The following is a 26,701-nucleotide window of genomic DNA, read 5'->3' on the forward strand; positions in this document are numbered from 1 at the left end:
ATTTTGTTGGAGTGTTCACATGCATGTCAGAAAAGCACTCCAACTTTTTAAATTTTTCAACTTTCAAACAAAAGAGCTATGTCTTACAAAAAGGATAATAAATTAAAAAGCAATTTCACATCGATCACCATTAGTTTGGCATCGCCTGAGGCTATTTTAGAGCGCTCAAGTGGTGAGGTGTTGAAACCTGAGACCATCAATTATCGTACTTACAAACCTGAACGTGATGGTTTGTTTTGCGAGCGTATTTTTGGTCCTGTAAAAGATTACGAATGTCATTGTGGTAAATACAAGCGTATCCGTTATAAAGGTATTGTTTGTGACCGTTGTGGTGTTGAGGTAACTGAAAAGAAAGTACGTAGAGAGCGTATGGGACATATCAATCTGGTAGTTCCTGTTGCGCATATCTGGTATTTCCGGTCATTGCCAAATAAAATCGGTTACTTATTAGGTTTGCCTACTAAAAGATTAGATCTGATCATTTACTACGAGCGTTATGTAGTAATTCAGGCAGGTTTGATGTCGGAGGAAGGTATTCAGTACATGGATTTCCTTACTGAGGAAGAATATTTAGATATTCTTGATAAATTACCTAAAGAGAACCAATACCTGGATGATAAAGATCCTAATAAATTCGTAGCCAAAATGGGTGCGGAAGCATTAGAGGATTTATTGAAACGTATTGATTTAGATACATTATCATATAACTTACGTCACCAGGCTGCTAATGAAACTTCTCAACAACGTAAAAACGAGGCATTAAAACGTTTACAGGTTGTTGAAGCATTCCGTGGTTCAAGATCACGTATCGAGAATAACCCAGAGTGGATGATCATTAAGATCGTTCCGGTTATTCCACCAGAATTGCGTCCATTAGTACCTCTTGAAGGTGGTCGTTTCGCGACTTCAGATTTAAATGATCTTTACCGTCGTGTGATTATCCGTAACAACCGTTTGAAGCGTTTGATCGAGATCAAAGCTCCGGAAGTAATTTTACGTAACGAAAAACGTATGTTGCAGGAAGCGGTTGACTCGTTATTCGATAACTCACGTAAAGTAAACGCTGTAAAAACTGAAGGTAACCGTGCTTTAAAATCTCTTTCAGATATCCTGAAAGGTAAACAAGGTCGTTTCCGTCAGAACTTATTAGGTAAACGTGTGGATTATTCTGCTCGTTCTGTAATTGTTGTAGGTCCTAACCTTAAATTACATGAATGCGGTTTGCCTAAAGATATGGCTGCTGAGCTATTTAAACCGTTTATCATCCGTAAGATGATAGAAAGAGGTATCGTTAAAACAGTAAAATCTGCTAAGAAAATTGTAGATAGAAAAGATCCATTAGTTTGGGATATTCTTGAAAATGTTTTAAAAGGACACCCTGTATTACTAAATCGTGCGCCTACATTGCACAGATTGGGTATACAATCTTTCCAACCTAAATTGGTTGAAGGTAAAGCAATTCAATTACACCCGTTAGTATGTACCGCATTTAACGCGGATTTTGACGGCGACCAGATGGCAGTACACTTACCATTAGGACACGCCGCAATATTAGAAGCACAAGTATTAATGCTTGCTGCACACAACATTCTAAACCCTGCAAACGGTACTCCTATTACTGTACCTTCACAGGATATGGTTTTGGGTCTTTATTATATTACTAAAGGCCGTAGAACTGACGAAGGGCGTGTAGTTAAAGGACAAGATTCTATATTCTATTCTCCTGAAGAGGTAATCATTGCTTACAATGAGAAAAGAATTGACCTTCACGCATTTATTAAAGTTAAAGTAAATGTTAAAATAGAGGATGGATCTATAGTTAATAAATTGACAGAGACTACTGTTGGACGTGTACTATTTAATCAAATGGTTCCGGAAGAAGTTGGTTATATCAACGAACTGTTAACTAAAAAATCTTTAAGAGACATTATTGGTGAGGTTGTTAAAATCACCGGTATGGCTCGCGCATCAAGATTCCTTGATGATATTAAAGAACTAGGTTTCCAAATGGCATTCAGAGGAGGTTTATCGTTTAACTTACAAGACGTAAACATTCCTGTTGAAAAACATACTTTATTGGAACAAGCTTCTGCAGAAGTTGAAGAAGTAAGGAATAACTATAACATGGGATTCATTACCAACAACGAGCGTTACAACCAAATTATCGATATCTGGACTCGTATCAATAACCGTTTAACATCATTCGTGATGAATCAGTTATCGAACGATAACCAAGGATTTAACTCTGTATATATGATGTTGGATTCTGGTGCCCGTGGTTCGAAAGAGCAGATTCGTCAGTTGTGTGGTATGCGTGGTTTGATGGCAAAACCTCAAAAATCTGGTTCTGGTGGTGAGATTATTGAAAACCCGATCTTATCTAACTTTAAAGAAGGATTATCGGTACTAGAATACTTTATCTCTACTCACGGTGCTCGTAAAGGTTTGGCGGATACGGCGTTAAAAACTGCCGATGCTGGTTACTTGACACGTCGTTTACATGATGTGGCACAGGATATGATCGTTAATTCTGAGGATTGCGGTACATTGAGAGGTATGTATACTACTGCGTTGAAAGACAATGAAGATATCGTTGAGCCATTATATGACAGAATTTTAGGACGTATCTCTCTGCATGATGTATTCAATCCATTGGATGGAGCATTATTAGTAGCAGCTGGACAAGATATTGACGAGGAGGTTGCTAAAACAATCGAAGAATCTCCACTAGAGGGCATTGAAATACGTTCTGTATTAACCTGCGAAAATCAAAGAGGTGTTTGTGCCCTTTGTTATGGACGTAACTTAGCGACCGGTAAACGTGTTCAAAAAGGTGAAGCTGTTGGTGTAATTGCTGCACAGTCAATCGGTGAGCCGGGTACACAGTTAACATTACGTACATTCCACGTGGGTGGTACTGCATCGAACATTGCTGCTGAATCTCAGATTATGGCTAAGTTTGATGGTGTTATTGAATTTGAAAACGTTCGTACAGTTGAGAATGATACTGAAGATGGAGTAAAACAAATTGTTTTAGGCCGTTCAGGAGAGTTCAAAATTGTTGAACCGGAAACAAACAAGACTATCATGACCAGCAACATTCCTTACGGTGCATTCTTGTACGTAGAGGATGGAGCTAAAATCGCTAAAGGCGACAGGATTTGTTCGTGGGATCCATATAATGCTGTAATTATCTCGGAATTTGCCGGTAAAATCGAATTTGATGCAATTATTGAAGGTGTAACCTTCCGTGAGGAGTCAGATGAGCAAACTGGTCACCGTGAAAAAGTAATTATAGATACACGTGATAAAACTAAAAACCCTTCCGTAAGAGTTGTAGATAAAAAAGGTGAACTAATCAGAGGGTATAACATCCCGGTAGGTGCTCACATTGCAATTGACGAAGGTGATGCTGTTAAAACAGGTCAGATCTTAGTTAAAATACCTCGTGCAACTGGTAAAACAAGGGATATTACGGGTGGTTTACCACGTGTAACTGAGTTATTCGAAGCACGTAACCCATCTAACCCTGCTGTAGTAACAGAAATTGATGGTGTGGTAACTTTAGGTGGTGTGAAACGTGGTAATCGTGAGATGACCATCGAATCTAAAGACGGAGAGATTAAAAAATACCTTGTTCCATTGTCTAAACACATCCTTGTACAGGATAATGACTTTGTGAAAGCTGGTATGCCATTATCCGATGGTTCTATCTCGCCTGCTGATATCCTTGCAATTAAAGGCCCTGCGGCTGTACAAGAATATCTTGTTAATGGTATCCAAGAGGTTTACCGTTTACAGGGTGTGAAAATCAATGATAAACACTTTGAGGTTATTGTACACCAAATGATGCAGAAAGTACATATCGAAGATCCAGGTGATACCAGTTTCTTAGAGAATAACTCTGTAGATCGTTGGGACTTTATGATCGAGAATGATGAGATCTATGACAAAAAAGTTGTAGTAGAAGCTGGTGATTCTAACACAGTTAAACCTGGTCAGATTCTTTCTTTACGTAAACTAAGAGACGAAAATTCTCAATTGAAACGTAAAGATCTGAAACAAATTGAAGTTCGTGATGCAAGACCTGCAACTGCGAGTTCAGTTCTGCAAGGTATAACACGTGCATCATTAGGTACGAAATCATTTATCTCTGCAGCATCGTTCCAGGAAACAACAAAAGTATTGAACGAAGCAGCTATTGCTGGTAAACGTGACAGTATGCTTGGACTAAAAGAAAACGTAATTGTTGGACACTTAATCCCTTCAGGTACGGGTGTACGTGGATATGAGCGTATCATCGTTGGTTCTCAGGAAGAATACGATAAATTATTAGCTTCTAAACAAGAAGAAATAGAAGCTTAATTTTAAATACATTTTTCTACAAGTCCCCCTTCTTTAAAAGTCGGGGGACTTTTTTTATACTATAAAAAATATCTAAGTTTGTTATATGGAAGAACAAAATAACGAGAACCAACTAAATATAGAACTTTCTGAAGAAATAGCAGAGGGTATATTTTCTAATCTGGCTATTATTACTCATTCAAATACAGAGTTTGTGCTCGATTTTATAAGAGTAATGCCGGGTGTTCCTAAAGCAAGGGTAAAGTCACGTATTATTCTTACTCCAGAGCATGCAAAGAGATTATTGGCTGCAATGCAGGATAATATAGATAAATATGAAGCTATAAACGGACGTATTAAGACTCAGGAAGAGCCTCCGGGTTTTCCCATGAACTTTGGTGGACCAACAGCCCAGGCTTAAGCCAGTGTCTGTTTAATGTAAGTGATGACTTCATCAGTATGGTTTGGCTCAAACCAGGTGGTGTGGTCATCTCTTCTGAACCATGTTAATTGCCTTTTGGCAAAGCGACGTGTATTTTGTTTGATTTTATCTACAGCCTGCTCCAGATCAATATCTCCATCCAGATAGGCAAAAAGTTCAGAATAGCCTACGGTATTTAAAGCATTGTAGCTTCTATAACCCTTTAAAGCCTTTACTTCATCCAGTAAACCCGCATCCATCATCAGATCAACCCTTGAATTGATTCTATTGTAAAGTATTGAACGGTCTGTATTTAAGCCAATTTTAATGATATTAAAAGGTCTTGTTTTTTTATTGTTGGTAAGAAAAGACGATAGTTTCATTCCGGTTGAAAGGAAAAATTCCAAGCCCCTTATCATTCGTTGGGGATTAGATTGATCCACTTTTGCATAATATTCAGGATCATTCCTCCTTAACTGATCTTTTATTGCCTCAATCCCCTCTGTTGCGAGTTGTTGATTGAGTTGTTCACGAATGTTGATGTCCGTTGCTGGAAGATCATCCAAACCTTTACATACAGCGTCTATATAAAGACCTGAACCTCCAACCATAACCAAAAGATCATGCTTTTTAAACAATTCATCCATTAGTTTAAGCGCTTGTATTTCAAAGTCGCCGGTACTAAATAATGTACTTACACTATGTGAATTGATGAAATGATGTGGCGCGGCAGCTAGTTCTTCGGCAGAAGGTTTAGCCGTGCCAATTTCCATTTCTTTAAAAAATTGTCTGGAGTCTGCAGAAATTATTTCGGTACAAAACTGCTTAGCTATTTCGATAGCTAAGGCAGTTTTACCTATTGCCGTTGGGCCTACAATAACAATTAAGGTTTTACCTGATGCCATAGCCGGCACTAATAATCCTCTTTGCTATTGTATTCTTCGTCTTCGTAGTTGTCATTATCAGAGAATTCATCTGCTCCTTCTTCCGATTCCTCTTCAGCATCCTCATCTTTTTCTTCGGTGTTAATTCCTCTGCCACCCATTGCTTCGATTTCATCTGTGTCTTCAGGTACAAAGTCCATTTCATTTAAGAAATCGAAATCTGTGGACACCGGATTCGAGGATACGGCAACCGACCCGAAATTGTTCTTGTCGATAATTTTAGGAGCCTCTCCAGTACTTTTAACAAGGTAGGGGTATTCGATGTTAGGATCTGTTTCCAGGATGATCTTTATCAGTTCAACATGAAAATCGAAAGGGCGGTCAAAATTATATATGTAATAGAATTTTTGATGTGGGTCTTCAATGAAGCTGCTTAATTTGGAGTTTTCCATTAAAGCTACGCCTCGATCAGTTTTGCGCTGATTAGGTAAATAAGCTATTTCATCGCCTTTTATCCAATTATCTGTACTCACAAAAAAGGAAGAAGATTTTTCAGCAGAATACCCCGTAGAGCGGTGAACTGCTTTATGTAAATCTTCAAATGTTTGGGTCGATTTAATATCTATTTCCCTTACTACTTCATCGAAATCTTCGAAACTTATTCTAAATCTATAAATTGCCATTTGAGCTTATTTTCTAGCTATAAAATTAAAAAATAAAATATACTTTATATAATTGTATTAATGAGTTACTGGTAAAAGCCCCAGTTCCTTTGCTTTTTTAAGCATAAACTGTAGCGCTTCCTCGTAAGAATTGGTTATTTCTCCCTCCAAAATGGCCTCACGAATGGCATTTTTTATGATTCCCACTTCTTTTCCTGCTCCCAGCCCAAATACCTTCATAATGTCATTTCCTGTAATTGGTGGCTGCCAGTTTCTGATCTTGTCGCGTTCTTCAACATCTTTGAGCTTTTGCTTAACCAGTTCAAAGTTGTTTCTGTATTTTTTTACCTTGTACTCATTTTTGGTGGTTACATCAGCATTGCAGAGCAGCATCAAACTCTCGATATCCTCTCCGGCATCAAATAATAACCTTCTAACTGCCGAGTCGGTTACTACTTCCTGAGCCAGCACAATAGGGCGGAGGTGTAGTTGGACCAGCTTTTGAACATACTTCATCTTTTCATTAAGAGGTAGTTTAAGCTGACCAAAGATTTGAGGTACCATGCGTGCGCCTTTGTCTTCATGACCATGAAAAGTCCAACCATGACCTTCTTCAAAACGTTTTGTTGCCGGTTTGGCAATATCGTGTAGAATTGCAGCCCAACGTAACCACAGGTCATCGGTTACGGTGCAAATATTATCGAGTACCTGTAAAGTATGGTAAAAATTATCTTTATGCCCTTTTCCGTTAATGATCTCAACGCCGTATAAGTTGGCCATCTGAGGAAATATCAGATGCAATAAACCGGTATCAAATAAATACTTAAAGCCTATTGAGGGTAAAGGAGATAGAATGATTTTATTAAGTTCATCAGTAATACGTTCCTTTGAAACAATACTGATACGTTCTTTTTGTTTTTTGATTGCGTTTATTGCAGCCTCATCAATAGTAAAACCCAGCTGACTGGCAAAACGGACGGCGCGCATCATACGCAAGGGATCATCAGAAAAAGTAAGTTCCGGATCCAGAGGAGTTCTGATTAATTTATTCTTAAGATCTACTGTGCCGTTAAAAGGATCAACCAGACTTGCGTAATTGTCTTTGTTTAAAGAAATTGCCAGTGCATTTATGGTAAAATCGCGTCTGAGCTGATCATCTTCAATTGTGCCATTTTCTACTATGGGCTTGCGTGAATTCGCGCGGTAAGATTCTTTTCTTGCACCTACAAATTCAATTTCCAGATCCTGAAATTTAAGCATTGCCGTACCAAAATTCTTGAAAACAGCTACTTTAGTTTTCAGTTGAGCACCTACTAATTCGGCAAAATTGATTCCATTTCCAAGTACAACTATGTCGATGTCTTTTGATGGCCTTAGCAAGAAAATATCGCGTACATATCCGCCAATAACATAAGCTTCAATGTTGTGTTTCGCAGCTATGCCTGCAAGAACTTTAAAAACAGGATGTTGTAGGTGTTTTTCCATTACTGAGTTTGCAAAAGTAGTAAAACTTACCTTCTAATAAAGGAAAACTGTCCTCCGGGAGCTAATTTCATTATGGTTGATGGTTTTTTATCAACGTTTAAGTCTTGCTCCCAGTCAACAATATAGTCAACCGCCCCCTTAATCTCATCACTTATCTCATCAAAAAACTTTGGAGTAGGTTCTCCGGATACATTGGCAGAGGTGGAGGTGATGGGTTTACGGAAGCGTTGTATTAATTGCTCGCAGAAATCATGTTTAACAACTCTTACACCCACGCTTCCATCAACATTAATTACATTTTTCGCCAGGTTTTTTGCTCCTGAAAAAATAATGGTTAGCGGACTTTCAGCGTATTCAATCAAATCGTAGGCAACATCAGGGATTTCGGTGACATAGCTCTGTAGTTTAGCGTCAGTATCCAATAAAATGATAAAACTCTTATCATTGCTACGCCCTTTAATGGCATTTATTTTTTCTACAGCCTGCTCATTGGTAGCGTCACAGCCCAAACCCCACACTGTATCAGTAGGATAAAGGATTACACCACCATCCTTTAGTACAGCCAGTGCCTGTTTAATCTGATCATTTAACATATATGAGTTTCTTTTAGCCCATAAAAGTAGGCAAATTTCGTTTTTTATTGACCTCAGTTTTTAATTTGTTGTATATTTCACCTCAATTTTAAATGTGATATGAAAATTGCCTTCGATGCAAAGAGAGCCTATCATAACAATACAGGGTTAGGAAACTATAGCAGGACATTGATTCAGGATCTGTCCCAGTTTTATCCTGATAATGAATATTTTTTGTTCAACCCTAAACCCTCAAAAGCATATTCATTAGAAAATAATAATATACATCAGGTTTTACCTAAAGGATTTTTCTCCCGAAAACTTTCATCGTTATGGAGGAGCAAATGGATGATAAAGGATTTATTGGATCTTGGTATCGAGCTTTATCACGGACTAAGTCACGAAATTCCGGTAGGTATTGATAAAACACATATTAAATCGGTAGTTACCATACACGATCTGATTTATGAACACTTTCCGGAACAGCATAACCCTTTAGATGTTAAAATCTATCGAAAAAAATTTAAACATGCCTGCCAGCATGCCGACCGGGTAATTGCCATTAGTGAGCAAACCAAGAGAGATATCGTAGATTTTTATAAAACGGATCCAAACAAAATAGATGTGTGTTACCAAAGTTGCGATAACAGCTTTAACCCATCAATTTCGGATAAGCATAAGCAACTAGTAGCTGATAAGTTTAGCCTGCCGGAAAAGTTTTTCCTTTCCGTTGGCTCTATTATAGAAAGAAAGAACCTGCTCAATATCTGTAAAGCAGTTCAGATGTTAGCAAAGGATACAGCAGTTAATTTAATTGTGATTGGAAAGGGGAGTGGTAAATACAAAGACGAGGTTGACAGTTTCATTGAAAAAAACAACCTGAGTAGCAAAATAACCTTCCTTTCTGATATTGGCTCGGTGGATCTGCCTGCAATATATAGCCTGTCGGAGGCACTAATTTATCCTTCTTATTTTGAAGGTTTTGGTATCCCGGTGCTAGAGGCTTTAAGCGTTGGCGTACCCGTTATTACCTCTTCAGTTAGCTGTTTGCCGGAAGCAGGTGGTGATGCCGCGTTATACGTTAATCCTGATAGCTATGCTGAAATTGCAGATTGCATGTTAAAGATATTAAAGGGAGGAGAGGAAGTACGGAGCATGATCAAAAAAGGATTTGTACATGCCGAAAAGTTCAGCAATAAAAATTGCGCAGAACAGGTAATGAAAACCTACCAGGCTATAATGAAAGAGCCTGATCAAAATTAATGATACAGGCTCTTAATATAAATTTAAACTTCTTATACGGAAACGTTGTTTTCTCTTAATGCATCATTAAGTGAAGTCTTTTTATCAGTTGATTCTTTACGTTTTCCGATAATTAAAGCACATGGAACGTGATATTCACCAGCTGGGAATTGTTTAGCATAAGTTCCCGGGATAACTACAGAGCGAGCCGGTACAATACCTTTATACTCAACCGGAGTGCTTCCGGTAACGTCTATAATTTTTGTAGATGCAGTTAGCACTACGTTAGCTCCCAATACAGCTTCCTTTTCAACACGAACACCTTCAACAACTATAGCTCTTGATCCTAAAAAGCAATTGTCCTCAATAATTACCGGTGCAGCCTGGATCGGTTCAAGAACGCCACCAATACCAACACCACCACTTAAGTGAACATGTTTTCCAATCTGAGCACATGAACCAACAGTAGCCCATGTATCAACCATAGTGCCTTCATCTACATAAGCACCAATGTTTACATAAGAAGGCATCATAATTACACCTTTAGCCAGATAAGCGCCATAACGTGCACTTGCACCAGGTACTACCCTTACTCCAAGTTCTTTGTAATTGGTTTTTAGTTTCATTTTATCATGAAACACAAAAGGTCCTGTTTCAGTTACTTTCATCTGTCTGATGGGGAAGTAAAGAATAACAGCTTTTTTGATCCATTCATTTACACCCCATGAATTTAGAATAGGTTCAGCCACGCGCAATTCACCTTTATCTAACTGCATAACTACGGTTTCAATTGCTTCACAATGTTCCGTATATTCTAATAAAGTTCTGTCTTCCCAAGCGGCTTCTACTAACTTTTTTAATTCTGCTATCATGTTGTTTGTTTATTTTTTGACAAAATAAATGAATTTTATGTATAGCGCATTGTTTTTTACCATATAATTATTGTTTTTTTTATTCGTATTTATCAATTCATGATGGTTCTTATGTATTTTTGATTTTTTATGACTGAGAAGGAAAAATTACGTATTGATAAATACTTGTGGGCAATAAGATTATTTAAAACCAGAAGTTTAGCCACAGAGGCCTGTAAGGCAGGCCGCGTTAAATTTAATGGTCAAAATCTTAAGCCATCTGCTATTGTAAAACCGGGCGATGTTTACCAGGTATCAAAAGGGATTGAAAAAAGATTAATAGAGGTAGTGGAACTTTTGTATAACAGGGTAGAATCTAAAATTGCCGTAACTAAATACAAAGACATCACCCCGGTCGAAGAAACACATGCATTCAAATCCATGTTCCATGCTCCTGCATTAAAAAGAGACAGAGGAGCTGGTCGACCAACTAAAAAGGATAGGCGCGAAACCGACGATTTGATAGGGGGGATGTTTGAAGAAGAAGAATAGTTATTCCTTTTTTATCAAACGCATCCGATAAGCCTGGGTGGCGGTTTTCCCTAGTTTTTTAATCAGCTGATAATTGGCAACTGCCCCAACAGCGGCACCTACTACAGGTAGCAATTGAGCCAGCTTAGCAATGTCAATATAATCGCGATATTCCTGTTGAAACGTTTTCCAGTCGAAATTGTCGGAACTTTCTGGTAGCACAATTAATTTTTGATCCCAGTCCTGCATATGCAGAAATACCTTTGCAGCTCCTTCTTTACTTGAAAAAGCCAATTGGAAAATGTAAAGAATATATAGCCGTTCCCGAAAATCCTTCACATCGAAACCATATAAAGCAGCAATTTCAAAAAGCATTTTCATCTTTATACCGACAAGAATTGGAAAGTCGGCCATACTCATTAAAAAACCTCCGGCCCCGGTTATACCACCTTCAGCAGCTCCTGTTTTACAGTAACTGTCTATTTTTTCGCGCACCAACGCTTCCCTATGAATCAAACTCATTCCCATTGGAGGGATGGAAGAAGTAGTATAGGTAGAGCCAAAAAGAACGGCCTTTGTCATTCCCTTAATGGCAGCAGTAATTGCATTATGAACCTTGTCGGGAATATAGGTGTTTATCTTTTTCTGAATACCATCTGTAACTTTGCTCAAAACAGATGGTTTTTTAAGAATATCCCTTTTCCAAAACTCCAGTTCAATCTCTACTTTTTGCTTATAATTGTCCATTCTGCAGGGTTTTATGCATTGTCATTACGCTGTTTGATATAAGACGTGACAAGGCAGTTACAAGTTACAGAAAAGACTAGTATTCTGTCTTCTCTACAGTTTTACTCCAAAGCTTAAAGGCTCTTTGCGCATCATCTCTAAGCATTTGCTTAAAAGGAAGTACACGATCGGCCATAGATTTATGAATTTCATCATAAATGAACTTATCACTAAAGCCTATATCTGCCGCGTCTATTTTTGTATTTGCGTAATAGATGGTGTCAATCCTTGCCCAGTAAACAGCGCTCAGGCACATAGGGCATGGCTCGCAACTGGTATAGATCACACATCCACCTAAATCGAATGTTTTTAGTTTTTTGCAGGCCAGCCTTATCGCAGCAACCTCTGCATGTGCGGTAGGGTCGTTACTTGCGGTAACCATATTGGCACTTTTCGCAATAACTTTCCCGTTCTTTACTACAACGGCACCAAAAGGGCCACCCATCTTTTCTAAAACATTTTCTTCAGAAAGCTGAATTGCCAGCCTCATGAATTTCTCGTGCTCTTTTAATTTGTCCATATAAATTGTGGTGCAAAAAAAATGCCCCGATAATTCGGGGCACCTTGTATGTTAATAAACCGACATTATTTTGTTGCTGGTTTGTAAGTATCGTTTAATCCAATAATAACTTCACTGGTTACATCTAAACTTTCGTCAGCAAATAAAATTGCGCTGTTTCCTTTAGAATAAGTCAACACCATTTTATAGCCTTTCTTTTTTGCATAACCTTTCAGGTAATCAGCAACTTTGTCGTAAAGTTTTTCGTTTTCAGCAGCTTGTTCAGTTTGAAGTGCAGCACCTGCATTTTGCTGATAAGCCTGTAATTCTTGTTGTTTACGGGCTAATCTTTCTTCAGTTTTAGCTCTTTGATCAGCAGGTAAAGTATTTGCCTGTTGTTGGTAAGCAGCAACCTCACGTTGAAACGCTTGTTGTTTAGATCCAAGATCAGCTTGAGCTGTTTTAGATTTTGCTTCTAATTTTACTTTAATGTCTTTAAAATACTGATATTTTGTTAGCAATGAATCAGAGTTCACGTAAACAATTTTCTCGTTATTTGAAACAGTAGTTGGCTCAGATTTAGTAGCTGCGCCAGCCTTCTCTTCTTTATTCTGACAAGATGCCATTAAAGAAACTATGGCTACAGCAGTAGCTATACTGCCTAATGTTGATTTTGTTTTCATTAGTGTTTAATTTGTTTTTTCTGGGTTATAAACCTATCCTCTTGCCCATTTGTGAGTGATAAATTTCAACAAATATAAAATTTCAAATTTAGTATCCTAAAGAACTGTTTTTTTTCGAATGTTTTTTGGCTGTTTTAAGTCAAATAGTTATCCACATTTGCCGTTAATTGGCCATAAATGGTTAAATTTGAGTCTAATTGTTTTATTTAAAAATATGAGCGAAGAAAAGGATCCTAATTCAAATTATTCGGCAGATAATATACAGGTTTTAGAAGGTTTAGAAGCGGTGCGTAAGCGCCCTTCGATGTATATAGGCGATACAGGAGTTAAAGGTTTACATCACCTGGTGTATGAGGTTGTAGATAACTCGATTGATGAGGCATTGGCAGGACACGCCGATACCATTTATGTAAATATTCTTGAAGATAACTCGATAAGAGTTGAAGATAACGGACGTGGTATTCCAACAGGAATTAACACAAAAGAACAGAAATCCGCGCTAGAAATTGTAATGACAGTTCTACACGCAGGTGGTAAATTCGATAAAGATACTTACAAAGTATCTGGGGGTTTACACGGTGTGGGGGTAAGTTGCGTAAACGCATTGTCGACCCATTTAAGAGCAGAAGTACATAGAGAAGGAAAAATCTGGGTACAGGAATACAATATTGGTAAACCGCTATACGAAGTAAAATCTATCGGTGATACCGATAAACGTGGTACCATAGTAACCTTTACCCCGGATGCTACCATATTTACCCAAACAACAGAATATCGTTATGATACCCTGGCTTCAAGATTAAGAGAGCTATCTTTCTTAAATAAAGGCATCAGTTTAACACTTACTGATGAACGTGAAGTAAATAGCGACGGAACTTTCCGTACAGAACTTTTCCATTCTGAAGGTGGATTGAAAGAATTTGTTCAGTTCCTTGATGGTAACCGCCCATCTTTAATTGCTGAGCCAATTTATGTTGAAGGAATCAAAAATGGTATTCCTGTTGAACTTGCGTTGCAGTACAACGACAGCTATGCAGAAAACGTTCACTCTTATGTAAACAATATTAACACACATGAGGGTGGTACACACATTGCCGGTTTTAGAAGAGGTTTAACACGAACCTTAAAAGCATATGCTGATAAATCTGGATTGCTTAAAGGAGTTAAATTTGAAATCACCGGTGATGACTTTAGAGAAGGTTTAACTGCAGTAATTTCTGTGAAGGTTCAGGAACCTCAGTTTGAAGGCCAGACCAAAACCAAATTAGGTAACTCTGAGGTTATGGGTGCGGTTGATATTGCTGTGGGTGAGGCCCTTGGTATTTACCTGGAAGAATATCCCAGAGAAGCCAAGTCAATTGTTAACAAAGTAATTCTTGCGGCTACTGCCCGTGCTGCGGCGCGTAAAGCTCGCGAAATGGTGCAACGCAAGAGTGTTATGGGAGGTTCGGGCCTTCCAGGTAAACTTGCCGATTGTTCAGATAGCGATCCGGAAAAATGCGAACTATACCTGGTAGAGGGAGACTCCGCAGGTGGAACTGCCAAACAAGGTAGGGATCGTAATTTTCAGGCCATCCTACCTCTAAAAGGTAAGATCCTGAATGTTGAAAAAGCAATGGAACATAAGATCTACGAAAATGATGAGATCAAAAATATGTTTACTGCTCTTGGCGTAAGTATTGGAACTCCAGAGGATGATAAAGCCTTAAACCTTACCAAACTTCGCTATCATAAAATAGTAATCATGACGGATGCGGATATCGACGGATCTCACATCACTACGCTGATTCTTACCTTCTTCTTTAGGTATATGAAAGCGTTGATAGAGGCCGGATATGTTTATATCGCTGCTCCTCCGTTGTATCAGGTTAAAAAAGGTAAAGAATTTGAATATTGCTGGAATGATCAGCAACGTGATGCTGCTGTACAGCGTTTAAAAGGTGCAGGTAAAGAAGAAAGCGTACATATTCAACGTTACAAAGGTTTGGGAGAGATGAACGCAGAACAACTGTGGGACACAACTCTTGATCCGGCAAAGCGTACATTAATGCAGGCAACAATTGAAAATGCTGCAGAGTGCGACCATACATTCTCTATGCTTATGGGCGATGATGTTGCTCCAAGAAGAGAGTTTATCGAAAGAAACGCAAAATATGCTAAAATTGACGCTTAATTTTTAAGCTTTCAAGAATATTAAAAACGGGTGTATTATAAACTTATACACCCGTTTTTTGCGTTTTTGTCATCTGAATTTATTTCAGGATCCCTCTTGAATATGTTTTTAGAATAGTTGTTGCGGAATCCTGAAATAAATTACCAATGGCAGGTTATTTAAAACTGTCGTCAATCTCGACGATAGGAGCTATTTCATGCTGTCATTACCACTTTTTTGTATTTTTTCTAATGTTAGGCTCTCAGAATGACGACAGCTTTATCCCTCTTGATTAGGGCTGGAAATCTTATACATACTTTTATTTTTCAATATGAAACAATAAGCGTTTTTATAAGGATAGTAAAAAGACTTAATAAAGAATTATCCCTGTTTGGTCCCTGTCAACTCCCTATAGTAAATATTAAAATACTTACCTATAAAGGTACAGTTTCATCTTTTTATAGTTGATTACTGCCTGATATTTCAAGAGCAAATCGCTGCCGATAATACCTATAATGGGTTGGTGTCCAAGGTTTTCGTAGGCCTGATTTACTGTTTCTAAATCAAGTGCTACCGTTTCATAGTCCTTTAATACAAGGCTGCCAATTTTTATAGCTGGTATTACCGCCTGCAATGTACTTGAAGTAGAGAATAATGTGGTCGCCTGTGTTTCTTCGCTATGTTCCAGGCCCTTAAGGTGTTCTTTAACAAAGGTTTTGTCAAAAACTGACCTGGATGCTCCTGTGTCAACAACGGCAAATAACTTTTGTCCAAAAACAACAATTTCCACCAGTAGGTGGAAACCGTCGTCTTGTAAGCTTATTAATATTAAGGGTATTGGGATTGGTCTCATTTAAGCAGATCTGTATACCCTAGTTTAAACGAGTTTCATTTCATGAAGTACATCATTCATGCTGCGAACAGCATCAGCGCTTTTGTTAAAGGTAGCTTGTTCAGTATCATTTAATTTAATGTCTAGTATTTTTTCAGCACCGTTTTTACCAAGAATTACCGGAACAACCAATGAAATATCTTTTTGTCCATATTCGCCTTCCAGGAACACCCCGGATGAGATCAGTTTTTTCTGGTCGCGTACAATACTTTCAACCATTGCAGCAGTACCTGCACCGGGGGCGTACCATGCAGATGTGCCAATTAGTTTAGTTAAAGTAGCGCCGCCTACCATAGTGCTGGCAACAACTTTTTCTTGTTGCTCTTTGCTTAAGAATTGCGTAACAGGGATGCTATTCCAGGTGGCATGGTTAATTAAAGGAATCATAGTTGTATCTCCATGGCCGCCAATAACCATGGCATTCAGATCAGCTGGAGAACAGCCTAATTCCTGACTTAAGTAATATTTAAATCTTGATGAATCTAAAGCACCACCCATTCCTATTACGCGGTTTTTAGGTAGTCCTGAAGTTTTTAAGGCCAGATAATTCATGGTGTCCATCGGGTTCGAAACCACAATAATAATGGTGTCAGGAGAGTGTTTTAGAATGTTTTCGGCAACACCTTTTACAATGCCGGCGTTAATGCCAATTAACTCTTCTCGGGTCATGCCCGGTTTACGCGGTAAGCCCGAAGTTATAACCACAACTTCAGATCCTGCCGTACTGGCATAATCGTTGGTAACACCGGTAATTTTAGTGTCAAAGCCTAATAGAGCGGCCGTTTGCATCATATCAATTGCCTTGCCTTCTGCAAAACCTTCTTTAATGTCCAGTAAAATTAGTTCTTCAGCTAACTCTCTTCTGGCAATATTATCTGCACAAGTAGCGCCAACGGCACCTGCACCTACAACCGTTATCTTCATAAATATAGTTTTTTACATATGTTACCTTCCCTTCGAAGTTAGAAAAATACATGAGTTTAAAAAATGGTTTTTAAAACTTTATTCTTTATTGCTGGTTTTATGATAAAGAATTTACATTTGCTAATCGAGTGAAAAAATAGGGGGGCTTATGGAAAATATACCAGTACAAAAAGTTGATATAATGTCTTATGCAGGCAAATGGTATTCGCTATGTTCCATACCTACTATTATGGATAAAGACTGGCATCAAACTACGGAAACCTACGTAATACACCCCGATGGTTACTACGCTGTATTTACTACATATAAGGTTGTTGGAACTGATGAGCAAAGATATACCCGATCAAAACTTTTTGTAACCAGGGGCAGTAATAATGCTATTTTAAAGGCTCAGTATGTATGGCCTTTTAAAGTCGATTATTGGGTGGTGGAGTTGGCCGATGATTATTCGTATGCCGTAGTTGGGCATCCTAAGCACAGGCATCTTTCTATTCTATCGCGTAAACCGGGCATGGCTGATAAACTACTTACGGAAATTATTGACAGGTGCGGGCAGCGTGGTTATGATACCTCAAAGCTTGTCTCTCAGGAACATCACATTCTTTCTTCTACTGATGCAGCACTGGCCTGATCTTAAAATTTAGAAACACCCTACATCACAGGCAAAAAATACGTATTTTTGGACTTCCATTCTTGAATTCCGAAACGAGTAATTTAATTACAATATGTATTTGATTTTTGACACCGAAACTACAGGTTTACCACGCAATTGGAATGCCCCGATTACTGATACTGATAATTGGCCCAGGTGTATTCAAATTGCATGGCAGCTACATGATGAGTTTGGTAATCTTATCGAAAACCAGGATTATCTTGTAAATCCAAACGGATTTAATATTCCTTATGATGCCGAGCGTATTCACGGTATTTCAACTGAACTTGCTCAGGAGCAAGGGATTGAATTACAGGAGGTGCTAGAGAAATTTAATATTGCACTTTCTAAGGCAAAATTTATTGTAGGACAGAACATTGGTTTCGATGTAAATATTATGGGCTGCGAGTTTCATAGGATGGGGGTAGAAAGTCCGATGGCACAGATGCCTGTTCTTGATACCTGTACAGAAACTACGGCCGAGCTGTTGCGTCTTCCCGGTGGTAGAGGGGGTAGGTTTAAATTACCTAATTTAACGGAACTTCATGAATACCTTTTCGGTGAGCCATTTTCGGAAGCACACAATGCTACTGCCGATGTAGAGGCAACCACACGTTGCTTTTTTCAACTTCTGAAAATTGATACCTTCAGACCTGATCAGTTACAGGCAGACCAGAACTATTTACGTCTTTTTAAAGAAAAGAACCCAGGAGTAATAAACCGCATCGGTTTAACACATATAAACCTTAAGTCGGCCTCTGATGATATCAGAAAAAGGTTGCAAAAAACTAGCGGTGGACCTTCTAAACAGGAACTCGCAGGTAATAAAGAAGAGCTTAAAAACGCCTCTTTTGCACATTTACACAACCATACTCAGTTTTCTGTTCTACAGTCGACCATCAATATTCCTGCGCTTATAAAGGCGGCAGCGGCCGAGAAAATGCCTGCTGTTGCGATGACCGATCATGCAAATATGATGGGGGCGTTTCATTTTGTAACTCAGGTACTGAATCATAATAAAGCTATAGACGCTAAAAATGCTGCTGCTGTAGAAAAAGGAGAAGAACCTACTGATGTTATTTTAAAACCAATAGTTGGATGTGAGTTTTTTGTATGTGAAAACCACGAGGACAAAAAACGTAAAGATGATGGGTACCAGATGGTATTGCTGGCCAAGAATAAAAATGGCTATCATAACCTGGCAAAAATGTCGTCCATTGCCTATACCAAAGGGTTTTACTATGTGCCAAGGATAGATAAGGCGGTAATAGAGCAATATAAGGAAGATATTATTGTACTATCCGGAAACCTTTACGGAGAGATTTCCAGCAAATTGCTGAATATTGGAGAGCGCCAGGCAGAAGAAGCTTTGCTATGGTGGAAAGAACAATTTGGCGACGATTTTTATATCGAACTGATGCGTCACAATCAGGATGATGAGAATATAGTAAATGTTTCTCTTGTTTCTCTGGCGCGCAAGCATGAGGTGAAAATGGTGGCCACCAACAATACCTATTACATTGGTAAAAAGGATGCAAATGCGCATGATATTTTACTTTGTGTAAAAGATGGCGAGAAACAAGCCACACAAATAGGTCGTGGCCGGGGTTTTCGTTACGGTTTGCCTAATCAGGAATACTATTTCAAATCTTCGGATGAGATGAAGGCACTTTTTGCTGATCTTCCTGAAGCAATTTTAAACATACAATCAATTGTAGATAAAATTGAGATCTATAAACTTGCCCGTGAGGTACTTTTACCTAAATTCGATATCCCGGAAGAGTTTTTAGTTGCCGAGGACGAAGAAGATGGAGGAAAACGTGGAGAAAACAAATTCCTGCGCCATCTTACTTATGTAGGCGCTAAAAAACGCTATGGCGAGCTTACGCCCGAAATTACTGAGCGACTTGATTTCGAGCTGCAGACGATCGAGAAAACAGGTTATCCGGGCTATTTCCTTATTGTACAGGATTTTATTGCTGAGGCCAGAAACCTTGATGTTTCTGTTGGGCCGGGCCGTGGGTCTGCTGCGGGATCGGTTGTTGCGTATTGCTTATGGATCACCAACATAGATCCGATTAAATACGACCTCCTTTTTGAGCGTTTCCTGAATCCGGATCGTGTATCGATGCCTGATATTGATATCGACTTTGATGATGAAGGCCGTGGCAGGGTAATGGACTATGTAATTAAAAAATACGGTTCAAACCAGGTTGCACAGATCATTACTTATGGTACCATGGCTGCAAAATCTTCTATCAGAGATACTGCACGTGTACTGGATTTGCCGCTTTTTGAAGCTGATAAAATAGCCAAACTCATACCTAATATGAAGCTGGCCAAGATATTTACGCTTGATGAAAAGACCTTAAAAGGCGCTTTAAGAGCAGATGAATACGAAAAAGTTTTAGAATTAAAGGTATTATCTGAGGCTAAAAACTTAAGTGCCGAAACCATCCTGCAGGCACAGATTCTGGAAGGATCTTTACGCAACACAGGTATACACGCTTGTGGGGTAATTATTACGCCTGATGATATTACGAACTTCGTTCCTGTTTCTACAGCTAAGGATTCTGATCTGTATGTAACACAGTTCGACAACTCTGTTGTAGAAAGTGCGGGTTTGTTAAAGATGGACTTTTTGGGGTTAAAAACGCTAACCCTTATTAAGGATACTGTAAAGCTTGTAAAACTTGGCCATGGAGTGGACCTTGATCCTGATAATTTCCCTATCGATGATGAAAAGACATATGAGCTTTTCCAGCGAGGAGAAACCATAGGTATTTTCCAGTACGAGAGTAATGGAATGCAGAAATACATGAAGGAGCTGAAGCCTACCGTTTTTGGTGACTTAATTGCCATGAACGCCTTGTATCGACCCGGACCTTTGGAGTATATCCCGAGCTTTGTACGCCGGAAAAACGGAGAGGAAGAGATTCAATATGACCTTGATGCCTGCGAAGAATATTTAAAGGAAACCTACGGTATCACCGTATATCAAGAGCAGGTGATGCTTTTATCGCAAAAACTTGCAGGCTTTACCAAAGGTGAGGCCGACGTTTTGCGTAAGGCAATGGGTAAAAAGCAAAAGGAGGTATTGGATAAGATGAAACCCAAATTTGTAGCCCAGGCTGCGGAGAAAGGACATGACCCTGCTACGCTTGAAAAGATTTGGAAAGACTGGGAGGCGTTTGCATCCTATGCCTTCAACAAATCGCACTCTACCTGTTATGCATGGATCGCTTATCAAACGGCTTACTTAAAGGCTCATTATCCTGCCGAATATATGGCTGCTGTGCTGTCAAATAACATGAGTGACATTAAACAGGTTGCCTTTTTTATGGAAGAGTGTAAACAAATGGGGGTTCAGGTACTAGGTCCGGATGTTAATGAGTCGGACATTAAGTTCTCTGTAAACCCGCAGGGTGAAATTCGTTTTGGTTTATCTGGTATTAAAGGAGTCGGTGATAAGGCGGTAGAAAGTATCATTGAAGAGCGTAATGCTAATGGTATGTACAAAGATGTTCATGATTTTGCCAAAAGATCTAATACCCGTACTGTAAACAAAAAAGCATACGAGAGCTTTGTTTATAGTGGTGCATTTGATGGCTTCGGTTATCATCGTGCACAATACTTTTTTGTGGGTTTAAATGAGAAAATGAACGGTATTGAGAAGCTTATCAAGTTTGCCAACGATTTTTTGAATAATGAATCCTCCTCTCAATCGTCGCTATTTGGAGGTTCTGTTGCCGATATGATTTCAGAACCATCACTTCCGGTTGCGCCGGAATGGAGTTTAATTGATCGGTTGAAATTTGAAAAGGATGCCATTGGGATATTCCTGAGTGGCCACCCGCTTGACAATTACCGTTTAGAATTAAAAGAATTTTGCCAGCAAAAGGTTAAACACCTTTCTGTGGTTAACAAGATAAGAACGGGCGATACAAACGAAGAGGTACTTGCAGAATTTGAAGGAATAAAGAACAGAGAACTGGTTGTAGGTGGATTGGTAGTGATTGCGGCTCAAAGGATGACCAAAACCGGAAAGCCTTTTGGAACCATGGTTTTTGAAGACTATGATGATAGTTGTGAACTCGCTTTGTTTGGTGACGATTTCATTAAATTTAAGCAGTTTCTTACGGATGGCTATTTTCTACAGATTCGCGGGAGGGTTGGAGAACGGTTTAGAAAAGAGGGTGATTGGGAATTTAAGATCACCTCGATTAACCTGCTTTCGGAATTAAGAGATAAGTTGGCCAAGTCTGTAACCATTCAGGTGCCACTTGAAAGGATAGACGATGACTTTATGACTCAAATTAATGCTATATTAGAAGACAATAAGGCCAATACTGATCAGCAAAATTGCCAGTTACTTTTTGAGGTTTATGATAGGGAACAGAATGTGAACATTAAAATGCCTTCTAAGTCGGTTAAAATCAATCCTAGTAATCAACTTTTAGAACAATTACAGGGTTTGGATGTTCACCCTAAGTTGAACTAATGTCATTTTGGCATTAGTAAAGTAGATGGCACTACAATTGATTATATATTTGCATCAGCAATAGCCTGATAAGTTTATACTCACAGAGTTTATGCCACAGGCTTTTAACCGCTGATTTCAATAGAAAAAAATAAAATAAAAATAAGAATTATGGCTTTGGAAATTACAGATGCAAACTTCGAGGAAGTTGTATTAAAATCAGATAAACCCGTTTTGGTTGATTTTTGGGCAGAATGGTGTGGTCCATGTCGCATGGTTGGACCGTCAGTAGATGAGATCTCAAAAGAATATGAAGGAAAAGCAATCGTGGGTAAAGTGAATGTAGACAACAACCCTCAGATCTCAACTCAGTTCGGAATTCGCAACATTCCTGCATTGTTGTACTTTAAAGACGGTCAGGTTGTAGATAAGCAAGTTGGTGCAGTTCCAAAATCGGTATTAGCACAGAAATTAGATAAGCAGTTATTGTAACTCAACATATACTAGTTTAAAAAGCGTTCATAACTTATGAACGCTTTTTTTATATTTACACTATGCAGTCGCCATTTGATGAACAAGCCTTACACTTTAACAGTAATTTAGAACTTCTTGCCCGACAGGTGGTAGAAGGCTTTATTACCGGTCTTCATAAGAGTCCGTTTCATGGCTTTTCGGTTGAATTTGCGGAGCACAGGCTTTACAATGTAGGCGATAGTGTTAAGAATATTGATTGGAAACTGTTTGCCCGAACAGATAAACTGTTCAGTAAAAGGTACGAAGAGGAAACCAACCTTCGTTGCCAGTTTATCATAGATGTATCATCTTCTATGTATTTCCCGGTAAACGAATACAATAAGCTCAATTTTTCGATACAGGCCACTGCAGCACTAATTTACCTATTAAAACGGCAGCGTGATGCCTTTGGTCTTAGTCTTTTTACAGATCATTTATTATTAAATACTCCGGCAAAGTCTACTACAACACATCAAAAATATTTATTTACACATCTGGAAGGGATATTGAAATCTCAAAAGATGGATGTAAAAACCAATGTAGATCAGGCATTGCATCAGATAGCGGAACTGATTCATAAACGATCATTAGTGGTTGTTTTTAGTGATATGCTGAATACCATGCAGGATGAGAACGAAACTGAAGCGTTGTTTTCTGCACTGCAACATTTAAAGTTTAACAAGCACGAAGTGATTATTTTTAATGTTACCGATAAGTCAAAGGAGGTAGATTTCGGCTTTGAAAACAGACCCTATGAGTTTGTAGATATGGAAACCGGTGCCACTCTTAAGGCGCATACATCCAAAGTAAAAGAAGCATATCTGTTAAAAATGAGCAGTTACAGACAAGCTATTCAGCTTAAGTGCACTCAATATAAGATCGATATGATTGATGCCGATATTTCTGCCGGGTTTTATCCCATATTGCAGGCCTACCTCATTAAAAGACAAAAGATGAGCTAAGGATTTGTTATCAGCTCGGTATTCTTTAAAATAATAGCACAAGCGTATTTAATTTCCTCGTTGCTAATAATTAGTGGAGGGGCTACGCGCATAGAGTTGCTGCAATGTAAAAACCAATCGCTTATAACGCCATCAGCAATGCAAGCATCAATGATCTTTTTATTTGTTTCGAAGTTTTCAAACTCGATGGCAATCATTAAACCCTTGCCACGCACTTCCATTATTGCCGGATGTACCAGTAATTTCTTAAACAGCTCACCTTTTTCAGTTACCCCGTCAACAATATTTTCGTGAAGAATGGTCTGTAATGTTGCCAGGCCAGCGGCGCAGCTAACAGGATGACCGCCGAAGGTTGTAATGTGGCCAAGTATCGGGTTGGTTGCCAATGCCATCATGATCTCTTTTGAACTGATAAAGGCGCCGATAGGCATGCCGCCACCAATACCTTTGGCTAGTAAAAGAATATCAGGCACAATGTCAAAATGCTCAAAACCAAATAGCTTACCAGTTCGCCCAAAACCACATTGTATTTCGTCAAGCACTAATAATGTGCCGGTAGCAGTGCATTTCGCTCTAAGCGCTTTAAAATAGGCTTTATCGGCAATTCTAATTCCTGCTTCACCCTGTATGGTTTCAATAAATACTGCTGCGGTATTTGTAGTGATGAGATCCAGATCAGGTAGGGAGTTGTATTCAATAAATTTAATATGAGGTAATAACGGGCGATATGTTTGTTTAAACTCCTCATTGCCCATTAAGCTTAGCGCACCTTGAGTACTGCCATGATAGGAATTGTTGCAGGAAATAATTTCTGTACGATGTGTGTAGCGTTTCGCAAGCTTCATTGCGCCTTCAACGGCTTCTGCTCCGGAATTTACAAAATAAGTGCAATTTAAATTGGCAGGAAGAACATCTGCAAGGGCCTTGGCAAAATTGACTTGTGGACTTTGAACAAACTCGCCATATACCATGATATGCATATAACTTTCAGCCTGATTTTTTACTGCTTCCACAACGGCAGGATGACAATGACCAACATTGCTAACGCCAATGCCGGCAATTAAGTCGAGATATTTTTTGCCCTCAGTATCATAAAGATACATTCCGCTGGCTTTATTGAATTCTAAAAGAAGAGGTTCTAATGTGGTTTGAGCGTTATGTTGAAGAAATAACTGACGTTGTGTAAGCATGCACAAAGGTAAGAATTATTTCGCTACACAGCTTTTTAAGGCCTTTTATTACGGTACCTTGATAGTAGTTCGCGTTTAAAGGTTTCCTGTGCCCTATAGTATTTTCCTATAACCTTAATCGGTAAGCTTGCTTTTAGTTTTGCGTAATATTTCTTGTCGAGGTTTAGTTCTCTTTGTTTAAAGCTAAAATCATTAACAATAAGTGTTTGCACTTCGCTATCAGATAGCTCATCAATTTCGGGCATTTTTCTGAAACTGATCATCTTTTGCCCACGCTCTTTACGCAGCTGGGATTGTTCTTTTTGATAATCATTGTAGATCGGCCAGAAGATCTTAGCTTCTTCAGCTGAAAGCTCAAGTTTTTGCGTTAAATAAGTAATCTTATAAGACTCAATTTCTTCGCGTTTCTTGTCATCTGGCTTTTGTGCCATTCCAAGAAATGGAAATGCGAAAAGGAATGCTATAATGGTTAAATTTTTCATTTCTTCTATAAATTATAAACTTGTTGCAAGCTCATTCTGCGAATAATTAGTTAGTATATAATTTTCTAAATCAGTATCTGCTACTGTGGACTTAGGTTGTGTAATATCGGTACTGCTAATGTGATCTATAATTACTTGCTCATCAATGTCGTATAACATTTGCTCTGTGGCCAAATCTGAAGAAACTGTTTGTTGAGCAGGGCCTTGCTGTTGGTTGAAATACAAACCTACGCCAGTTATTAATAAAAAGCAGGCTGCCGAAGCGTACTTAACGAGATTGGAATTCCATAAGCGTATAACTTTAGGTTTTGCAATTGGCTTTGTTTCATCTACTGTTTTCGCTAAAATATTAGCTTGCAGTTTTTCAAAGTAATGATCTGGCACAGTATGCCCGTCATTTTGAATAACAGATTTTAATTTTTCAGCACTAATTCTGGCATTGATACTTTTGCTCAATTCATCAAAATAATGCGCAGGAGTAGTAAACCCGGTTTCCCGAACCCCCTTCATCCATTCATCGTTTTCAAAATCTTGTTTCATTACAAATGTATTGATGCATTAATTGCCAAAAGGTTTAAAAGGTAATGTCTTCATTTAGCATAAAAACTTCAATTTTTTTTACAGCTATGTGAAAAGAGGCTTTTAAAGCACCTACACTGGTGCCAGTGATCTCCGAAATTTCCTCATATTTAAGCTCATCAAAATATTTCATATTAAATATAAGTCTTTGTTTTTCAGGTAAAGTTAATAATGCCTGCTGTAGTTTTAGCTGTATTTTATCCCCATTAAAATAAGATGAAGCTACCAGGGTCTCTGCCAGTTCATCAGATACCTCGTCTAAAGGGGTATTATTTCTTTGTTTTTTTTTATTGAGAAAGGTGATAGATTCGTTGGTAGCAATCCTGTATATCCAGGTATAAAGCTGCGAGTCGCTGCGGAAAGAACCGAGATTTTTCCAAACCTTAATGAACACATCCTGCACCAGATCATCCGCATCGTCGTGATCAATTACCAGGCGTCGGATGTGCCAGTAAATTTTTTGTTGATATTTATTTAAAAGCAGGTTAAAGGCTTCATCGCGAGTTTTTGTATTTGAGAACTTCTCTAAAATCTCTGAATCTTCAACCTGCTTCATTTATTCTATTTTGGTTGGATAGTTGATATTATTTTTTTGCTCTTTTAATTACTTTTTGAGCTGCTTCAATAATATTAATTGAATCTAATCCGTATTTAGTCATTAACTGATCAGGAGTACCACTTTCTCCGAAGCTGTCGTTAACAGCAACAAACTCCTGAGGAGAAGGAAGTTCAGTTGAAAGTAATCTTGCGATGCTTTCTCCTAATCCACCAAACTTATTGTGCTCTTCGCAGGTAACCACACATCCTGTTTTCTTTACAGATTTCAGAACTGCTGCTTCGTCCAAAGGTTTAATGGTGTGGATATTGATGATTTCAGCGTCAATTCCCATTTCTGCTAGTTTTTCGCCGGCTTCA

The 26,701-nt window shown here is 38.5% G+C and carries 24 protein-coding genes; 9 read left to right on the top strand and 15 right to left on the bottom strand.

Annotation, left to right across the window (positions count from 1 at the left end; genetic code table 11):
• Positions 1-78: 78 nt before the first annotated feature.
• Together rpoC and AC6CH7_RS25450 are read left to right on the top strand one after the other, a co-directional pair.
• A complete protein-coding gene (gene rpoC, locus AC6CH7_RS25445) occupies positions 79-4,365 on the top strand; it encodes a DNA-directed RNA polymerase subunit beta' (protein ID WP_498265376.1) in 4,287 nt (1,428 codons plus the stop codon).
• Positions 4,366-4,450: 85 nt separating this feature from the next.
• Positions 4,451-4,765, top strand: coding sequence for a DUF3467 domain-containing protein (locus AC6CH7_RS25450; protein ID WP_498265377.1), 315 nt, complete (start codon positions 4,451-4,453; stop codon positions 4,763-4,765).
• On the opposite strand, the gene miaA is transcribed toward AC6CH7_RS25450, so the two are convergent.
• The 4 genes from miaA to AC6CH7_RS25470 are packed head-to-tail and all read right to left on the bottom strand — an operon-like array spanning position 4,762 to position 8,389.
• Positions 4,762-5,670 (bottom strand): tRNA (adenosine(37)-N6)-dimethylallyltransferase MiaA, encoded by a 909-nt coding sequence (gene miaA, locus AC6CH7_RS25455; protein WP_498265378.1) that lies wholly within the window; start codon positions 5,668-5,670, stop codon positions 4,762-4,764. The two genes, AC6CH7_RS25450 and miaA, sit on opposite strands and share 4 nt — an antisense overlap.
• 8 nt (positions 5,671-5,678) lie before the next feature.
• Complete coding sequence (locus AC6CH7_RS25460) at positions 5,679-6,332, bottom strand: IS1096 element passenger TnpR family protein (protein ID WP_048907293.1); 654 nt, start codon at positions 6,330-6,332, stop codon at positions 5,679-5,681.
• A gap of 57 nt (positions 6,333-6,389) precedes the next feature.
• Positions 6,390-7,796 carry a CCA tRNA nucleotidyltransferase gene (locus tag AC6CH7_RS25465; protein WP_498265379.1) on the bottom strand — a complete coding sequence of 469 codons (1,407 nt, stop codon included), beginning with the start codon at positions 7,794-7,796 and terminating at the stop codon, positions 6,390-6,392.
• Between the two features lie 26 nt (positions 7,797-7,822).
• Positions 7,823-8,389 carry an L-threonylcarbamoyladenylate synthase gene (locus AC6CH7_RS25470; RefSeq protein ID WP_498265380.1) on the bottom strand — a complete coding sequence of 189 codons (567 nt, stop codon included), beginning with the start codon at positions 8,387-8,389 and terminating at the stop codon, positions 7,823-7,825.
• 99 nt (positions 8,390-8,488) lie between these two features.
• Here AC6CH7_RS25470 and AC6CH7_RS25475 point away from each other — a divergent pair, with 99 nt between their 5' ends.
• A complete protein-coding gene (locus AC6CH7_RS25475; protein ID WP_498265381.1) occupies positions 8,489-9,631 on the top strand; it encodes a glycosyltransferase family 4 protein in 1,143 nt (380 codons plus the stop codon).
• 32 nt (positions 9,632-9,663) lie between these two features.
• Here the strand turns inward: AC6CH7_RS25475 and AC6CH7_RS25480 are convergent, their stop codons facing one another.
• Positions 9,664-10,482 carry a 2,3,4,5-tetrahydropyridine-2,6-dicarboxylate N-succinyltransferase gene (locus AC6CH7_RS25480; protein ID WP_048907289.1) on the bottom strand — a complete coding sequence of 273 codons (819 nt, stop codon included), beginning with the start codon at positions 10,480-10,482 and terminating at the stop codon, positions 9,664-9,666.
• 129 nt (positions 10,483-10,611) lie between these two features.
• On the opposite strand from AC6CH7_RS25480, the gene AC6CH7_RS25485 reads away from it, so the two are divergent.
• The gene (locus AC6CH7_RS25485) at positions 10,612-11,013 is read left to right on the top strand and encodes an RNA-binding S4 domain-containing protein (protein ID WP_498265382.1); all 402 of its coding nucleotides are present in this window, start codon (positions 10,612-10,614) and stop codon (positions 11,011-11,013) included.
• Here the strand turns inward: AC6CH7_RS25485 and AC6CH7_RS25490 are convergent, their stop codons facing one another.
• The 3 genes from AC6CH7_RS25490 to AC6CH7_RS25500 all read right to left on the bottom strand — a co-directional run bounded on the left by AC6CH7_RS25490 (position 11,014) and on the right by AC6CH7_RS25500 (position 12,960).
• A complete protein-coding gene (locus AC6CH7_RS25490) occupies positions 11,014-11,739 on the bottom strand; it encodes an EcsC family protein (RefSeq protein WP_498265383.1) in 726 nt (241 codons plus the stop codon).
• Positions 11,740-11,815: 76 nt separating this feature from the next.
• Complete coding sequence (locus tag AC6CH7_RS25495) at positions 11,816-12,298, bottom strand: nucleoside deaminase (RefSeq protein ID WP_498265384.1); 483 nt, start codon at positions 12,296-12,298, stop codon at positions 11,816-11,818.
• Positions 12,299-12,363: 65 nt separating this feature from the next.
• Positions 12,364-12,960 (bottom strand): OmpH/Skp family outer membrane protein, encoded by a 597-nt coding sequence (locus AC6CH7_RS25500; RefSeq protein ID WP_498265385.1) that lies wholly within the window; start codon positions 12,958-12,960, stop codon positions 12,364-12,366.
• A gap of 214 nt (positions 12,961-13,174) precedes the next feature.
• Here AC6CH7_RS25500 and gyrB point away from each other — a divergent pair, with 214 nt between their 5' ends.
• Positions 13,175-15,133: a DNA topoisomerase (ATP-hydrolyzing) subunit B gene (gene gyrB, locus AC6CH7_RS25505; RefSeq protein ID WP_498265386.1), complete on the top strand. Its 1,959-nt coding sequence runs from the start codon at positions 13,175-13,177 to the stop codon at positions 15,131-15,133.
• A 409-nt stretch (positions 15,134-15,542) separates the two neighbouring features.
• Here the strand turns inward: gyrB and AC6CH7_RS25510 are convergent, their stop codons facing one another.
• Positions 15,543-15,965 (bottom strand): retropepsin-like aspartic protease, encoded by a 423-nt coding sequence (locus AC6CH7_RS25510; protein WP_498265387.1) that lies wholly within the window; start codon positions 15,963-15,965, stop codon positions 15,543-15,545.
• 24 nt (positions 15,966-15,989) lie between these two features.
• A complete protein-coding gene (gene mdh, locus AC6CH7_RS25515; RefSeq protein ID WP_498265388.1) occupies positions 15,990-16,928 on the bottom strand; it encodes a malate dehydrogenase in 939 nt (312 codons plus the stop codon).
• A 148-nt stretch (positions 16,929-17,076) separates the two neighbouring features.
• Between mdh and AC6CH7_RS25520 the strand changes: the two genes are divergently transcribed.
• The 4 genes from AC6CH7_RS25520 (at position 17,077) to AC6CH7_RS25535 (ending at position 23,535) form a co-directional block, all read left to right on the top strand.
• The gene (locus AC6CH7_RS25520; RefSeq protein WP_498265389.1) at positions 17,077-17,559 is read left to right on the top strand and encodes a lipocalin family protein; all 483 of its coding nucleotides are present in this window, start codon (positions 17,077-17,079) and stop codon (positions 17,557-17,559) included.
• A 94-nt stretch (positions 17,560-17,653) separates the two neighbouring features.
• The gene (gene dnaE, locus AC6CH7_RS25525) at positions 17,654-22,081 is read left to right on the top strand and encodes a DNA polymerase III subunit alpha (protein ID WP_498265390.1); all 4,428 of its coding nucleotides are present in this window, start codon (positions 17,654-17,656) and stop codon (positions 22,079-22,081) included.
• Positions 22,082-22,231: 150 nt separating this feature from the next.
• The gene (gene trxA / locus AC6CH7_RS25530) at positions 22,232-22,552 is read left to right on the top strand and encodes a thioredoxin (protein WP_048907690.1); all 321 of its coding nucleotides are present in this window, start codon (positions 22,232-22,234) and stop codon (positions 22,550-22,552) included.
• A gap of 62 nt (positions 22,553-22,614) precedes the next feature.
• Positions 22,615-23,535 carry a DUF58 domain-containing protein gene (locus AC6CH7_RS25535; protein ID WP_498265391.1) on the top strand — a complete coding sequence of 307 codons (921 nt, stop codon included), beginning with the start codon at positions 22,615-22,617 and terminating at the stop codon, positions 23,533-23,535.
• Here the strand turns inward: AC6CH7_RS25535 and AC6CH7_RS25540 are convergent.
• The 5 genes from AC6CH7_RS25540 to AC6CH7_RS25560 all read right to left on the bottom strand — a co-directional run.
• The gene (locus AC6CH7_RS25540) at positions 23,532-24,725 is read right to left on the bottom strand and encodes an aspartate aminotransferase family protein (RefSeq protein ID WP_498265392.1); all 1,194 of its coding nucleotides are present in this window, start codon (positions 24,723-24,725) and stop codon (positions 23,532-23,534) included. The genes AC6CH7_RS25535 and AC6CH7_RS25540 overlap by 4 nt on opposite strands.
• 35 nt (positions 24,726-24,760) lie before the next feature.
• Entirely contained in the window at positions 24,761-25,207 is a 447-nt protein-coding gene (locus AC6CH7_RS25545; protein ID WP_498265393.1) for a hypothetical protein, read from the bottom strand.
• A 12-nt stretch (positions 25,208-25,219) separates the two neighbouring features.
• Complete coding sequence (locus AC6CH7_RS25550) at positions 25,220-25,747, bottom strand: hypothetical protein (RefSeq protein ID WP_498265394.1); 528 nt, start codon at positions 25,745-25,747, stop codon at positions 25,220-25,222.
• A 34-nt stretch (positions 25,748-25,781) separates the two neighbouring features.
• The gene (locus AC6CH7_RS25555) at positions 25,782-26,342 is read right to left on the bottom strand and encodes an RNA polymerase sigma factor (protein ID WP_498265395.1); all 561 of its coding nucleotides are present in this window, start codon (positions 26,340-26,342) and stop codon (positions 25,782-25,784) included.
• 28 nt (positions 26,343-26,370) lie between these two features.
• Positions 26,371-26,701: transketolase C-terminal domain-containing protein (locus AC6CH7_RS25560; protein ID WP_498264884.1), on the bottom strand; the 331-nt coding region annotated here is incomplete at its 5' end.

The organism is Pedobacter sp. GQ55 (assembly GCF_059758925.1).